We start from the raw sequence: 13,154 nt of genomic DNA on the forward strand, positions 1-13,154 counted from the left end.
GAGGTGCACACTCGTCCACCCGGGAGGGCCGCAGTGCCCTACGATCGCGGCCATGCCCGAGGAGCCGGAGTCGCGCGCCGAGCGCAAGGAGCGCACCCGTCGCGCCATCCTCGACGCCGCGCTCGCGCTCGCAGCCGACTCCAACCTGGCCGCCATCTCGCTGCGCCAGGTCGCCAAGCAGGTCGGGGTGGTGCCGACGGCCTTCTACCGGCACTTCGGCTCGCTGGAGCTGCTCGGCCTCGCGCTGGTCGACGAGAGCTTCCGGGCGCTGCGCCTGATGCTGCTCGACGTGTGGCGCCATGCCCCGGAGTACCGCGACTTCATCGACGGTTCGCTGCCGATCGTGGCCCAGCACGTGCGGGAGAACCGCTCCCACTACGCCTTCATCGCGCGCGAGCGCACCGCAGGTCCCCCCCGGGTGCGCGAGGCGATCGGTCGCGAGATCGACCTCATCACCCGCGAGCTCGCCACCGACATCGCCCGCAGCGGCGCTGCCGAGCACTACTCCAGTGCCGACATCGGCCTGCTCGCCGACCTCGTCGTCTCCTTCGTGGTGACGATCGCCGAGCGCCTGGTGGAGGACCCCGAGTCGGAGGACCGCGTGCTCGCCGACGCCCGCACCCAGCTGCGGATGCTGCTGGTCGGCGCCGTCAACTGGCGCTCGCGCTGAGGCTCGTGCCGCTCAGGTGCCGGGGCGCGGGACGACCGGTCGGACCGTGACGTCGGGGATGGTGGCGTCGCCCGGCAGGTCGATGACGTGCACGATGGTGTCGACGACCGTGTCGACGCTGATCCAGCGCGAGGCGTCGTAGGTGCGCCCCTCCTGCTCGTGCACCTTCTCCTGCATCGGGGTCGCGGTGCGGCTCGGGTAGACCGTGCTGACCCGGACGCCGTGCTCCACCTCCTCGGCGCGCAGCGCGTCGGCGAGGGCGCGCAGGCCGAACTTCGAGGCGGCGTACGCCGACCACTCGGGGCTCGCGGTGAGACCGGCCGAGGAGTTCACGAAGACGACCGTTCCACGCACGAGGCGCAGGTGCGGCAGCAGCTCGCGCGTCAGCACGGCCGGGGCGGTGAGGTTGACCGCGACCTGCTCCTCCCACTGCGCCAGGCGCAGCGACGAGACGGGCCCGAGGTCGACGACGCCGGCGACGTGGAGCAGCGTGTCGACTCCCCCGTCGACCTGCCGGCCGAGCCCGTTGAGGGTGCCGGGGTCGGTGAGGTCGGCGACCAGCACCTGCGCCCGGGGGAACTCCCGCCCGAGGTCGGTCGCGCGGGACCGGCTGCGCGCCACGAGCACCAGCTCGTCGCCGCGGTCGGTGAGCCGGCGGGCGAGCGCATGGCCGATGCCGGAGCCGGCGCCGGTGACGACGTGCTTCACCGGGTGAACACGATCTTGCCGAAGACGTCGCCCTCGGCCATCGCGGCGAAGCCGTCGCGCGCCTGCTCCATCGGCAGCGTGCGGTCGACGAGCGGGCGGGTGCCGGTGGCGTCGAGGAACCTCACCAGGCCGTCGAGCTCGTGGCGGGTGCCCATCGTGGAGCCGATCACCGCGAGCTGGAGGAAGAAGATGCGGGTGAGCTCGGCGTCGTCGAGCTGCGGACCCGAGGTGGTGCCGCTGATGACGATGCGGCCGCCGGGGCGCAGCGAGCGGATCGAGTGGCTCCAGGTCGCACGGCCGACGGTCTCCATCACGGCGTCGACCTTGACCGGGAGGCGGGCGCCGGACTCGTACGCCTCGTGCGCGCCGAGCTCGACGGCCCGCGCGCGCTTGGCCTCGTCGCGGCTGGTCGCGAGCACGCGGAGGCCCGCGGCCCGGCCCAGCACGATGAGGGCGGTGGCGACGCCGCCACCGGCGCCCTGCACCAGCACCGTCTCGCCGGGCGTGAGCCGGCCCTGGGTGAAGAGCATCCGGTAGGCGGTGAGCCACGCGGTCGGCAGGCAGGCCGCCTCCTCGAACGACAGCGACCCGGGCTTGGGCACGAGGTTGCGCCGCGGGACGACGACCTTCTCGGCGAACGTGCCCTGGTGCTTCTCCGAGAGCAGCGAGCGCTTCGGGTCGTAGGTCTCGTCGCCGCCCCACGCCGGGTCGCCGATGACCGCGTGCACGACGACCTCGTTGCCGTCCTCGTCGAGCCCGGCCGCGTCACAGCCCAGGATCATCGGCAGCGACTCCTCGCGCAGGCCGACGCCGCGCAGCGACCACAGGTCGTGGTGGTTGAGGCTGGCGGCCTTCACCGTCACCGTGGCCCACCCCTCGAGCACCTCGGGATCGGGACGCTCCCCCACCACCAGCCCGCCCAGCGGGTCGTCGGAGGAGAAGGACTCGGCGTAGACGGCGAACATGCCTCCGACCCTAGCGAGGGACCGGTGTCCGACGGGGTGGGGGCCTCGAGGACCCGGGCGTGGTGTCCGCCCTCGTGGCGCACGGCGAGTCGTCTGGAATGTGACGGCGCGGTCGCGGGTACCACCGGGCGTGGAACCGATCCCGGAGACCCTCCAGGCGCTCGGCGAGGTCGATCTGTACCTCGATGACGGCAGCCTGCTGGACCAGCTGACGGCGACCGCCTCACGCGCAGAGCAGCTCGTGCCCGGGCTCGTCGGGGTGAGCCTGGGCTACCACGAGCGTGGGTTGACCTTCACCCTCGTCGCCTCCGGGGAGCAGATCGCCGCTCTCGACGCCGTCCAGTACGCCACCAGCGGTCCGTGCGTCGACGCCATCCACCTCGGTCATGGCATCGCGACGCCCGACGGCCTGTTGAACGAGCGACAGTGGCACCACTTCGCCCGCGCGAGCGCAGCCGCGGGAGTGCAGAGCACACTGACCCTGCCCGTGGTCGACGACGACGTCGTGGTCTCCACGGTCAACCTGTACGGCCGCGAGGAGGACACCTTCGTCGGCAAGAGCGAGGTCCTCGCGGACGTGTTCGGCGCCTGGGCGTCGGGTGCGGTCGCCAACGCCGACCTCTCGTTCGCGACCCGCCGCGCCGCTGAGCAGGCGCCGACACAGCTCAAGCACACCGCGCTGGTGGACACCGCGACCGGGATCCTCGCCGCCGAGCGCGGCCTCTCGGTGGACCAGGCGCGCACCCAGCTCCACGAGTCGGCCAGCCGAGCCGGCGTCCCGGTCCACACGTTGGCTGCGATCCTGGTGGACGTGTACCTCGACGAGTGATCCTCGGGACGTGCCGTGGTCAGGCGTCCCTGGTCTCCTTGCGGCCGCGCGCGACGTCGAGGTGGTGGGTCATGACCTCGCGCAGGGAGACCGAGTCCACGGCGACGGTCACGATGGTCGCGCCCTCGGCGGCGTGGCGTGCGGCGGCGTCGCCGTCGTAGGCGTGGACGCCCACCGGCACGCCGGCGGAGACGGCGCGGGCCACGATCGAGGACAGGACCGTGCGCAGGTCGTCGGCGCGCTCTGCTCCTGAGAGGCCCAGGGACAGCGAGAGGTCGCCCGGGCCGACGTAGATCCCGTCGAGCCCCTCGACCGCCAGGATGGCGTCGAGGTCGTCGAGCGCCGTCCTGGTCTCCACCATGGCGACGACGAGCGGCTGGTCGGCTCCCCCGGACAGGCGACCGATGGACCGCCCACCGGCCGGGGCGTAGCGGGTGGCGGCGACGACCTCCCGGGCGTGGTCGGCGTCGCGCACGTTCGGCACGATGACGCCGCCGGCGCCGAGGTCGAGGGGGCGGCCGACGTCGGCGAACAGCGGGCTGCGGGTCCGCACCAGCGGCACCGAGCCGGCCGCCCGGACGGCGGCGGCGATCCCGGGGAGCTCGGCCTCCGTCACGGCCCCGTGCTGCAGGTCCACGACGACGAAGTCGGGACCGGTCCCGGCGAGGACCTCCGCGGTCACCACGCCCGGCAGGAGGCTCCAGAGCCCGTGGCACGGCTGCCCCTCGGACCACCGGTGCCGTAGGACGTCCTCGTCGATGACCATGGCGCCATCCTGCCCCGACCCGCCGGGCTGCGACGACCTGGGTCAGCGGCTGACGGTGCCGCGCTGCGACTGCAGCCGGGGTGCGATCCAGCGGTCAGCCACCCAGCCGGTGACGAGGGAGTACACCGCCTTGTGCACGACATCGACCCGACGCTCGAAGGGGGGCCAGGTCGACGGCGGAGCGCCGACTCCGGTGGCGTTCTCGACCGTCTGGTCGAAGGCCAGCCTGACGGCGGTGTGTGCGGCGTTCGCCCGGCTGCCCCGAATGCCGGTGGCTGCCCAGACACCACGCAGCGCACCGAGGGTGGCACCGGTTCCCCAGTGCATCGCGTGGTTCCACGCCCACGGCGTGTCGTAAACCGAGGGGTGCTGCCCCACGAGGGTCAGCAGCGCCCGAGCCGGTACGTAGGAGCTGCCGCGGTGCGTGACGGCCTGCTCCAGCTTCTCGCCGGCGGTCATCACGGCTACCCCGACGAGCCCGGCAGCGGCCCCCTGCGCCGCGGCTGTCCCCAGCGTCGCGATCCTGTTCCGTGTGCTCCGTTGCGCATCCATGGCGTCCGGTGCCCACGGACGTCCCTCTCGATGCCCGACCCATCACGGTCGGCGGGGTGGACTGGGGCAGACTCGGGCCATGGTGTCGTCCCCCGCCCCCGCCCCCGGCAGCTCCCGCGCGGCGGTCGAGCAGCTGCTCGCCCGGATCGAGTCGGTCGACCCGCTGGTCAACGCCGTCTGCACGCTGCACCCCGGGGCGCTCGCCCAGGCGGACGCCCTCGACCGCGAGGCCGCGGCCGGGCGTGTCCGAGGCCCGCTGCACGGACGCGCCGTGCTGGTGAAGGACAACATCGACACCCACGACCTGCCGACCACCGCGGGGTCGCTCGCGCTCGCCGCAGCACCGCCCCCCGGCCGGGACGCCACGCTCGTGCAGCGGCTGCGTGACGCGGGCGTGGTCGTCCTGGGCAAGACCAACCTCTCGGAGTGGGCCAACATCCGCGACGAGGCGTCGACGTCGGGCTGGAGCGCCTACGGCGGACTCACCCGCAACCCCTACGCGCTCAACCGGTCCGCCGGTGGCTCCAGCTCCGGCAGCGGTGCTGCCGTCGCGGCGGGCCTCGCACCGCTCGCGGTCGGGACCGAGACCGACGGCTCGATCACCTGCCCGGCGGCGTTCAACGGGTGCGTCGGCATCAAGCCGACCGTGGGCACCGTCCCGACCGACGGGGTCGTGCCCATCTCACGCTCGCAGGACTCACCGGGTCCGATGGCGACGACGGTCCGCGACGCCGCGTCGCTCCTGACCGTGCTCGCAGCGGACGGCACCGACTACGCAGCGCACGCCGTGCCGGGCCGCCTGACCGGCAAGAGGATCGGGGTGCCGCGGGCGACCTACTGGGGCTACTCGCCGCACGCGGACGCGGCCGCCGAGCGAGCCCTTGCGCTCCTCGCCGCCGAGGGAGCGACCATCGTCGACGGCACCGACCTGCCGGCGTTCGGGGACGAGCTGGGCGAGGACGAGCTGCTCGTGCTGCTCGCCGAGCTCCGGTCAGGCGTCGAGGACTACCTCTCCTCCCGCAGCGGGGACGTGCCGCGCACGCTGGAGGACGTCGTGGCGTTCAACCGGGCCCATTCCGCGACCGAGCTCGCCCACTTCGGCCAGTCGCTCTTCGAGCGAGCGCTGGCCGGTCCGCGGGAGGGCAGCCGCGAGCACCTCGCCGCACGCTCCAGGGGTCTCGCGGCCACCCGCGACGGCGGCATCGACCAGGTGCTGCGCGAGCACGACCTCGACGCCCTGGTCACGCCGTCGTACCCGCCCGCGAGCCCGATCGACCTGGTCAACCCCGATTGGTTCGCCGGCGGCTGCACCGCACCCAGCGCGATCGCCGGCTATCCCTTGGTCACCGTCCCCACCGAGATCGCCGCCGGCCTCCCGGTGGCCGTGTCGTTCTGGGGCACCGGCGCGAGCGAGGCCACGCTGATCGAGATCGCCCACGGGTACGAGCAGGCACGCGACCGGAGCACCGGCCCCCTCGCCGCGCCCACGTTCGCGACGTTCGTCTGACGACGGCCGAGCCTCCCGGCTCACGCCCCGCCCCAGCGCGCCAGCGCCTCGATCGCGTCGCGCAGCGCGAGCCCACGCTCGGTGAGCGCGTACGCCCGCGTGTTGTGGTGCAGCGGCAGCCGGGTCAGCACCCCGGCGGCCTCGAGCTCGCGCAGGCGGGTGGCGAGCATGTTGGTGGGCACGCCCAGGTCGCGCTGGAGGTCGCCGTAGCGCTGCGGGCCCTCCAGCAACCGCTCCACGACGAGCAGCGCCCAGCGCGAGCCGACGACCTCGAGCGCGGCGGCGAGACCGCTCACGCGGTGGGCTGCGCGTCCGGCTTCATCCAGAACGGCGAGTAGTGGTAGCCGTCGGGGTCGTCGAACTGGCGCTGGTACATGAACGGGTAGTCGTCGGTGTCGCCGACCCGGCCGCCGGCCGCGCGAGCGCGCTCGACGAGCTCGTCGACCGCCTCGCGGCTGGCGAGGTCGAACGACACGGTGACCTTGGACGGCGTGCCGGGGCCGCCGACCAGCTCCTCGGCGCCGCCGACGGCGGCGTACATCTCGCGACTGCCGAGCATGAGGTACTGCTCGGGCGCGATCGCGAAGCACGAGACGTTGTGGTCGGACATGTCGGCGTTGAGGGTCCAGCCGAGGGCGGTGTAGAAGTCCCTCGCGCGCTCGACGTCGTCGACCGGGCAGGTGATGAAGAGGCTCATGGCCGGATACTTGCAAAATGCAAGCGTCCCGTCAAGGAGTGAGCCCGAAGCCGGGCGTCGGCGATACTGAGCGCATGCGTCGTCATCTCTGGTGGGTCCTCGGCCTCGCGCTCGTGCTCGTCGGCGGCGCGCTCGCCCTGACCACGCAGGAGGCGCCGGAGGACTTCGGCTGGTTCGCCTACACGCCGGGCGGCAACCCCAGCTGGTTCGCCGGCGAGGACCGCACCGGGGGCTGGAGCTCGACCTTCCTCGTCTCGCGAGCCCAGCTGGCCGGCACCGGCCTCGCTGCCCTCGGGCTCCTGGCCCTCGCCGCGGGCGCGGGCTTCCGGTTCGGCCGCCGGCGCGCCCAGCAGCCGGAGGGGTAGGGCGCGGCGGCCCTCGTACGCCGCGCTCACGGGCTCAGTCTGCGGCCTCCGCCGTCACCGACGGCGTCGAGCCCTGCTGCACCTGACCGGCGAGGCCGAGGACGGCGTAGCCGAAGCCGTCGACGTCCAGCCCGGCCGCGGTCACCGACACGCCCTCCCCCAGCAGCACCGTCGCGCCGTCGAGCCCGTCGACCCCGACCGAGGCGGGCTCGCGGCGCGGGTTGACGACCACGACGTGGGAGTCACCGCGCCGCCAGGTGAAGGGGTAGCCCTCGTGCAGCACGGTGGTCGGAGCACGACCACCGAGCGCGGGGGTCGCGCGCCGCAGCGCGACCAGCCGGCGCACGAGGTTCAACGTCGAGCCGGGGTCCTGCTCCTGCGCGGCGACGGTCGGGCGGTCCGGCGACGGGTCGACCGGCAGGTAGAGGTCGTCGGCCGCCGCGGTCGAGAACCCCGCGTTGGGCGAGGCGTCCCACTGCATCGGGGTGCGGCACCCGGAGCGGTTGTAGCCCGGGTTGCAGATCGAGCCCTCCTTGTCGGGTAGGCCGGGGAGGTAGCGCATGCCGATCTCGTCGCCGTAGTAGAGCGACGGCACGGTGCCCCACGTGAAGAGGAACGTCAGCGCCGCGCCGAGCTCCTCGGGCGTGCGCGGGTCCGTGCGCAGCCGGCTGAAGTCGTGGTCGGCCGTGCCCATCAGCACCGGACGGGCGGGGTCGTCGGCCTTGGCGGCCGCCCAGCCCTCGAGGAACGTCCGCGTCGAGCCGAGGCCGTCGGCGTGGAAGAACGGGTCCCCCGGCGGCTGGAACGGCAGCACGCCCGCGCCGCCGTTGTCGAAGAGGCTCGCGTGCCCGGCGTGGATGACGAGCATGAAGTCGGCGTCGAAGCCCAGGGCGTCGCCGGTCCGCGGCTCCGTGCCCTCGGGGATCAGCACGGCGTCGGGGTGCGCCGTCGCGAGCCACGCCTGGAGGTCGCGCCAGACCTGGGTCGCCGCCAGCGCCCCGGCGTTCTTGCCGTGGTGGTCCTTGACGAGCGAGAAGGCCATGTCGACGCGGAAGCCGGCCACTCCCCTGCTCAGCCAGTGGTCGAGCACCTCGCGCAGCATCTGCTTGTTGCGCCTCGGCCCCGGGTCGTCGACGCCGTCGCGCCACGGCTCGTCGGCGGGCGTCTCGGTCCAGCCGAAGTTGAGCGCAGGCTGCTCGTCGTAGAAGTTCTTGAGGTACCAGCCCGGCCGCGGGCCGGGCGAGGCCACCCAGGCCGGCGTCCCCGGGATGTCGGAGCCCCACGCCCACTCCGGCAGCTGCTCGCACCAGACGTACCGGTCGCCCTCGGGGCTCGGCCCGTCGGCGTGCAGCTCGGCCTGGAACCACGGGTGCTCGATCGAGGTGTGCCCGGCGACGAGGTCGAGCAGCACCCGGATGCCCCGCTCGCGCGCCCGCGCCACGAGCTCGACGAGGTCGTCGTTGGTGCCGTAGCGCGGAGCGACGGTGAGGTAGTCGGACACGTCGTAGCCCGCGTCGACGAACGGCGAGGCGAAGCACGGGTTGAACCAGATCGTGTCGACGCCCAGCGAGGCGACGTGGTCGAGGCGGTCGATCACGCCGCGGAGGTCGCCGATCCCGTCGCCGTCGGAGTCGGCGAACGACTGCGGGTAGATCTCGTACACGACCGCGTCGGCCAACCAGTCCCCCGCCATGCAGCGATCCTAGGCAGGTCCCACCCGACGTGCCGGCGACGTCGGTACGCTCGCGCGATGCCCGAGCTCCAGCCCGTGGTCGGCGAGGCCGACCCGTCCCTTGACCAGCGGCTCAACGACGAGCTCGACCGGTTCAACAAGGCCGCGACGCCGGGCGTCCCGCCCGCCCGCGAGCTGACCGTCAAGGTGGAGCACGACGGTCGGCTCGTCGCCGGCGTGTCCGGCTGGACCTGGGGCGACGCCGCGGGGATCGGGATGACCTGGGTCCACGAGGACCAGCGCGGTTCCGGCCTCGGCGGCCGCCTGCTGGGCGCCTTCGAGCGCGAGGCCGCGGACCGCGGCTGCACACACGTGTTCGTCACGTCGTTCACGTTCCAGGCGCCCGCGTTCTACGAGCGGCTCGGCTACGAGGAGATCTTCCGCTGGGACGCGGTCCCGACGCCCGGACGCGACGACGTGCACCTGCGCAAGCAGCTCTGAGTCCCCGAGGACCCCGCCGGCTCAGCGCCGGGCGACGCCGTCCGCTCGCGCAGCCGCGGCCACGGCCTCGCGCACCGCGCCGGGGACGCGGGGATCGAAGGGCGAGGGGATGACGAGGTCCTCGCGGAGGTCGTCGCCGACGAGCTCGGCCAGCGCGGTGGCGGCGGCGACCTTCATGCCCTCGGTGATCGCGGTGGCGTGCACGTCGAAGGCGCCGCGGAAGATGCCGGGGAACGCGAGGACGTTGTTGATCTGGTTCGGGAAGTCCGAGCGGCCGGTCGCGACGACGCGGGCGTACTTGTGGGCGAGGTCGGGGTGCACCTCGGGCGTCGGGTTCGCGAGCCCGAAGATGATCGCGTCGGGCGCCATCGAGGCGACGATCTCCTCGGGCACCTGGCCGCCGGAGACGCCGATGTAGACGTCGGCGCCGTCCATCACGTCGGCGAGGCTGCCGCGGCGGCCGTGCCGGTCGGCGGTGTCGCGGGCGAGCGCCGCCTTCACCGGGGTCAGGTCGGAGCGCTTGGAGTTGAGGACGCCCTGCCGGTCGAGGACGGCGACGTCGTGCACGCCGGCCTCGAGCAGGATCCGCGCGACGGCGACGCCGGCGGCGCCCGCGCCCTGCACGACGACGCGGGCCGTGCCGGGGTCGCGCCCGGTCAGCCTGAGGGCGTTGGTCAGCGCGGCGAGGGCGACGACGGCCGTGCCGTGCTGGTCGTCGTGGAAGACCGGGATGTCGAGCCGCTCCTTCAGGCGCGCCTCGATCTCGAAGCAGCGCGGGGCGGAGATGTCCTCGAGGTTGATCCCGCCGAAGCTCGGCGCGAGCCGGACGACGGTCTCGATGATCTCCTCGGTGTCGGTGGTGTCGAGGCAGATCGGCACGGCGTCGACGCCGCCGAACTGCTTGAACAGCACCGCCTTGCCCTCCATCACCGGCATCGCGGCGGCGGGGCCGATGTCGCCGAGGCCCAGGACCGCCGTGCCGTCGGTGACCACGGCCACCGTGTTGGGCACCCACGTGTAGTGCTGCGTCATCGACGGGTCCGCCGCGATCGCCTCGCACACCCGGGCCACCCCGGGGGTGTAGGCGAGGGACAGCTCCTCCGGGCCGGCCAGGGCGGTGGTGGAGAGGATCTCCATCTTGCCGCCGAGGTGCAGGTCGAACACGGGGTCACCAGCGTGCGGGTGCGAAGCCATGGCGGCGATACTGGCACAGCTCAGGGGGTCCGCAGCCGCCGTCCCACGCGTGGGGAAGGCCACAGCCGCAGGCGTACGACGCCCAGCACCGCGTCGCTCGCCACCGGGCCGCGGTGGCGCGAGTCCACGCCCGCGCCCGGGTTGTCGCTCAGCAGCCACCAGCCCGCTGTCCCGTCCCTCAGCGCACGCTGCTCGACCGCTCGCTTGACCGCGAGCGTGCCGTCGACGAACCGGGCCACGACGAGGTCGCCGGGGCGCACCCGGGCGCCGTACCGGACGAGCAGCAGGTCGCCCTCGCGCAGCCCCGGCAGCATCGAGCGGCCGCGCACCACGGCGGTGCCGAACGGCGCGCCCCGACCTCCACCCTCGGGGGCGAGACCCCGCTGCCGACGCCACTGCACGCGGAGTAGTGTCGCAGCCGAATGCAGTCCCCCTTCCTGATCGAGAGGAATCCGATGCTTCGCCACCTGCTTGCACCGACCGTCGAGGTCTCCGCCCACTGCGACCTGCCCTGCGGCGTCTACGACCCCGCCCAGGCGCGCATCGAGGCCGAGTCCATCAAGGCGATCATCGCCAAGGTCGCCGACAACGACGACCCGGACTTCCGCACCCGCGCCATCCTCATCAAGGAGCAGCGCTCCGAGCTCGTCAAGCACCACCTCTGGGTGCTGTGGACCGACTACTTCAAGCCCCCGCACTTCGAGAAGTACCCCCAGCTGCACACCCTCGTGAACGAGGCCACCAAGCTGGCCGGCGCCTCGGGCACCAAGGGCGAGCTCGACGCCGCGAAGGCCGACGAGCTGCTCGCCAAGATCGACGAGATCGCGGAGATCTTCTGGGAGACGAAGAAGGCCTGACCAGACGCGACGGAGTCGCGGCTGCTCAGGCCTTCTTCTGAGCAGCTTGCTGCTTCGTGCCTGGTCCCGACGCCCCGGTCCTCGCGACCGGGGCGTCGTCGTACCCCCACCCGGCTAGGGTGTGGGCCAGCACTCGAGCTCGGAGGACGGAGACGTTGACGCAGATGGCAGATCACCACGGGGGCCGCGCCGACGTCGAGCTCCGGCTCCCCGCCGAGGGCGCGTACGCCACCGTCGTCCGCACGACGGCCGCGGGCCTCGCCGCGCGGCTCGACTTCACCATCGACGACATCGAGGACCTGCGCATCGCCATCGGTGAGGCCTCGGCGCTGGTGATCCCCGAGGCCGACCCGGGGGCCGACCTGGTCGCCTGCTTCTACTTCGGCCCGGGCTCGATGACGGTGACGCTGGAGACCGAGGCCGTCGACGAGCCGCCGCTCGACACCGAGAGCTTCGCCTGGCAGGTGCTCGACACCATGGCCCAGGACGCCGCCGCCGGACCCGAGGACGGGCGCTTCCGCGTCCGGTTCACGATGACGTCGCAGGTCGCTGCGGGAACGACAGGTGTCCACCACTGACATGGTCGACGACACGGGGGACGACACAGTGGGGGCCACAGCCGCTGACACGCTCGACGAGGCGCCGCCGAGCGCCGTCGAGCAGGTCCGCACGCGCAGCGCCGAGCTCTTCGCGGTGCTGCACGACGACAGCGCCGGCGCCGGCGAGCGCGCGCTCGCGCGCGACGACCTGGTGCACCTGCACCTCTCGCTGGTCGAGCACTGCGCGCGCCGCTTCCGCAACCGCGGCGAGCCGTTCGAGGACCTCCTGCAGGTCGGCACGATCGGCCTGATCAAGGCCGTCGACCGCTTCGAGACCGACCGCGGCGTCGAGTTCTCGACCTACGCCACGCCGACGGTCATCGGCGAGATCAAGCGCCACTTCCGCGACAAGGGCTGGGCGATCCGCGTCCCGCGGCGGCTGCAGGAGCTGCGGATGCAGATCGGTGGGGCGACCGGCGAGCTGACCCAGAAGCTCGGCCGCTCCCCCACGCCCCGCGAGCTCGCCGAGGTCATCGGCTGCACCGTCGAGGAGATCATGGAGGGCATCGAGTCCAGCCACGCCTACGCGACGCTCTCCCTCGACGCCACCGACGACTCCGACGACGGTCCGCCGGCCATGCTCGCCTCGCTGGGCGTCGAGGACGCCAGCATCGAGCACGTCGAGATCCGTGAGTCGATCAAGCCGCTGCTCGAGGGCCTCGGCGAGCGCGAGAAGCGGATCCTGCTGCTGCGCTTCTTCAAGAACATGACGCAGTCGCAGATCGCCGAGGAGATCGGCGTGTCCCAGATGCACGTCTCCCGGCTGCTGACCCGCACCCTCACCCAGCTGCGCACGTCGCTCGAACAGGACTAGAGCAGGACTAGAGCAGGCGGTCGGGGTCGTCGACCTCCAGCACCCGGGTGCTGGCCGGGTGGACCAGTCCGGCGACGGTGACGAGGCCCACGACCGCGAGCAGCGCGGAGAGCAGGCGGGGGCCGTCGGCCCACAGGTTCCACGCCAGGCCGAGCACGATCAGCTGGGCCATGACGACGGGGCCGCGCGCCCATCGCCGCAGCCTCCACAGCGACCACGCGCACCACGCCAGACCCGCTCCCGCAGCCAGGAAGAAGGCCGTGGTGGTCACGCCCATCGTCAGCCGCACCGACCGCAGGTTGGCCAGCTCGAGCAGGCCCAGGCCCGCCATCACCAGCGCCTCGACGAGCGCCAGCGAGGCGGCGACGACGAGCGGAGGGGGTACCACGGTCGCGGGGGCGGGGTTCTCGGACACGCGCCAACCCTAGTTGTGACGGACACGACCACCCCTGGGGGTT

The 13,154-nt window shown here is 73.1% G+C and carries 18 protein-coding genes; 8 read left to right on the plus strand and 10 right to left on the minus strand.

Translation table 11 applies throughout. The features are described 5' to 3' along the window. The first annotated feature begins 52 nt into the window (after positions 1 to 52). The gene (locus tag ACFFJG_RS16700; protein WP_378519912.1) at positions 53 to 670 is read left to right on the plus strand and encodes a TetR family transcriptional regulator; all 618 of its coding nucleotides are present in this window, start codon (positions 53 to 55) and stop codon (positions 668 to 670) included. A 12-nt stretch (positions 671 to 682) separates the two neighbouring features. Here the strand turns inward: ACFFJG_RS16700 and ACFFJG_RS16705 are convergent, their stop codons facing one another. Together ACFFJG_RS16705 and ACFFJG_RS16710 are read right to left on the minus strand one after the other, a co-directional pair. After that, positions 683 to 1,378, minus strand: coding sequence for an SDR family oxidoreductase (locus ACFFJG_RS16705; protein ID WP_378519913.1), 696 nt, complete (start codon positions 1,376 to 1,378; stop codon positions 683 to 685). Further along, complete coding sequence (locus ACFFJG_RS16710; RefSeq protein ID WP_378519914.1) at positions 1,375 to 2,343, minus strand: zinc-binding dehydrogenase; 969 nt, start codon at positions 2,341 to 2,343, stop codon at positions 1,375 to 1,377. The genes ACFFJG_RS16705 and ACFFJG_RS16710 overlap by 4 nt, the downstream gene beginning before the upstream one ends. Positions 2,344 to 2,473: 130 nt before the next feature. On the opposite strand from ACFFJG_RS16710, the gene ACFFJG_RS16715 reads away from it, so the two are divergent. Next, a complete protein-coding gene (locus ACFFJG_RS16715) occupies positions 2,474 to 3,172 on the plus strand; it encodes an ANTAR domain-containing protein (protein ID WP_378519915.1) in 699 nt (232 codons plus the stop codon). A gap of 19 nt (positions 3,173 to 3,191) precedes the next feature. On the opposite strand, the gene ACFFJG_RS16720 is transcribed toward ACFFJG_RS16715, so the two are convergent. Together ACFFJG_RS16720 and ACFFJG_RS16725 are read right to left on the minus strand one after the other, a co-directional pair. Continuing rightward, positions 3,192 to 3,938: an HpcH/HpaI aldolase family protein gene (locus ACFFJG_RS16720; RefSeq protein WP_378519916.1), complete on the minus strand. Its 747-nt coding sequence runs from the start codon at positions 3,936 to 3,938 to the stop codon at positions 3,192 to 3,194. Positions 3,939 to 3,980: 42 nt separating this feature from the next. Continuing rightward, positions 3,981 to 4,397 carry a hypothetical protein gene (locus tag ACFFJG_RS16725; protein ID WP_378519917.1) on the minus strand — a complete coding sequence of 139 codons (417 nt, stop codon included), beginning with the start codon at positions 4,395 to 4,397 and terminating at the stop codon, positions 3,981 to 3,983. A 172-nt stretch (positions 4,398 to 4,569) separates the two neighbouring features. On the opposite strand from ACFFJG_RS16725, the gene ACFFJG_RS16730 reads away from it, so the two are divergent. Then, on the plus strand, positions 4,570 to 5,997 hold the full coding sequence (locus ACFFJG_RS16730; RefSeq protein ID WP_378519918.1) for an amidase family protein: 1,428 nt from the start codon (positions 4,570 to 4,572) through the stop codon (positions 5,995 to 5,997). A 20-nt stretch (positions 5,998 to 6,017) separates the two neighbouring features. On the opposite strand, the gene ACFFJG_RS16735 is transcribed toward ACFFJG_RS16730, so the two are convergent. Continuing rightward, positions 6,018 to 6,293: a winged helix-turn-helix transcriptional regulator gene (locus ACFFJG_RS16735; RefSeq protein WP_378519919.1), complete on the minus strand. Its 276-nt coding sequence runs from the start codon at positions 6,291 to 6,293 to the stop codon at positions 6,018 to 6,020. After that, complete coding sequence (locus ACFFJG_RS16740; protein ID WP_378519920.1) at positions 6,290 to 6,694, minus strand: VOC family protein; 405 nt, start codon at positions 6,692 to 6,694, stop codon at positions 6,290 to 6,292. Before ACFFJG_RS16740 ends, ACFFJG_RS16735 begins: the two co-directional genes overlap by 4 nt. A 74-nt stretch (positions 6,695 to 6,768) precedes the next feature. Here ACFFJG_RS16740 and ACFFJG_RS16745 point away from each other — a divergent pair, with 74 nt between their 5' ends. Continuing rightward, the gene (locus ACFFJG_RS16745; protein WP_378519921.1) at positions 6,769 to 7,059 is read left to right on the plus strand and encodes a hypothetical protein; all 291 of its coding nucleotides are present in this window, start codon (positions 6,769 to 6,771) and stop codon (positions 7,057 to 7,059) included. A gap of 34 nt (positions 7,060 to 7,093) precedes the next feature. Here ACFFJG_RS16745 and ACFFJG_RS16750 read toward each other — a convergent pair whose 3' ends face one another. Further along, entirely contained in the window at positions 7,094 to 8,752 is a 1,659-nt protein-coding gene (locus ACFFJG_RS16750) for an alpha-amylase family glycosyl hydrolase (RefSeq protein ID WP_378519922.1), read from the minus strand. 57 nt (positions 8,753 to 8,809) lie between these two features. Between ACFFJG_RS16750 and ACFFJG_RS16755 the strand changes: the two genes are divergently transcribed. Further along, positions 8,810 to 9,232: a GNAT family N-acetyltransferase gene (locus tag ACFFJG_RS16755; protein WP_378519923.1), complete on the plus strand. Its 423-nt coding sequence runs from the start codon at positions 8,810 to 8,812 to the stop codon at positions 9,230 to 9,232. A 21-nt stretch (positions 9,233 to 9,253) separates the two neighbouring features. Here the strand turns inward: ACFFJG_RS16755 and ACFFJG_RS16760 are convergent, their stop codons facing one another. Beyond that, on the minus strand, positions 9,254 to 10,426 hold the full coding sequence (locus ACFFJG_RS16760; protein WP_378519924.1) for an NAD(P)-dependent malic enzyme: 1,173 nt from the start codon (positions 10,424 to 10,426) through the stop codon (positions 9,254 to 9,256). Positions 10,427 to 10,446: 20 nt separating this feature from the next. Beyond that, the gene (locus ACFFJG_RS16765) at positions 10,447 to 10,827 is read right to left on the minus strand and encodes a S24/S26 family peptidase (RefSeq protein WP_378519925.1); all 381 of its coding nucleotides are present in this window, start codon (positions 10,825 to 10,827) and stop codon (positions 10,447 to 10,449) included. Positions 10,828 to 10,881: 54 nt separating this feature from the next. On the opposite strand from ACFFJG_RS16765, the gene sodN reads away from it, so the two are divergent. The 3 genes from sodN (at position 10,882) to ACFFJG_RS16780 (ending at position 12,696) form a co-directional block, all read left to right on the plus strand. Further along, entirely contained in the window at positions 10,882 to 11,283 is a 402-nt protein-coding gene (gene sodN, locus ACFFJG_RS16770; protein WP_056601510.1) for a superoxide dismutase, Ni, read from the plus strand. A gap of 164 nt (positions 11,284 to 11,447) precedes the next feature. After that, positions 11,448 to 11,861, plus strand: coding sequence for an ATP-binding protein (locus tag ACFFJG_RS16775; RefSeq protein ID WP_378519926.1), 414 nt, complete (start codon positions 11,448 to 11,450; stop codon positions 11,859 to 11,861). Continuing rightward, positions 11,848 to 12,696, plus strand: coding sequence for an RNA polymerase sigma factor SigF (locus tag ACFFJG_RS16780; RefSeq protein WP_378519927.1), 849 nt, complete (start codon positions 11,848 to 11,850; stop codon positions 12,694 to 12,696). Before ACFFJG_RS16775 ends, ACFFJG_RS16780 begins: the two co-directional genes overlap by 14 nt. A 7-nt stretch (positions 12,697 to 12,703) precedes the next feature. Here ACFFJG_RS16780 and ACFFJG_RS16785 read toward each other — a convergent pair whose 3' ends face one another. Continuing rightward, positions 12,704 to 13,111 carry a hypothetical protein gene (locus ACFFJG_RS16785; protein ID WP_378519928.1) on the minus strand — a complete coding sequence of 136 codons (408 nt, stop codon included), beginning with the start codon at positions 13,109 to 13,111 and terminating at the stop codon, positions 12,704 to 12,706. Positions 13,112 to 13,154: the final 43 nt, after the last annotated feature.

The sequence above is a fragment of the Nocardioides zeicaulis genome (genome assembly GCF_042432345.1).
GTDB classification, from domain to species: domain Bacteria; phylum Actinomycetota; class Actinomycetes; order Propionibacteriales; family Nocardioidaceae; genus Nocardioides; species Nocardioides zeicaulis.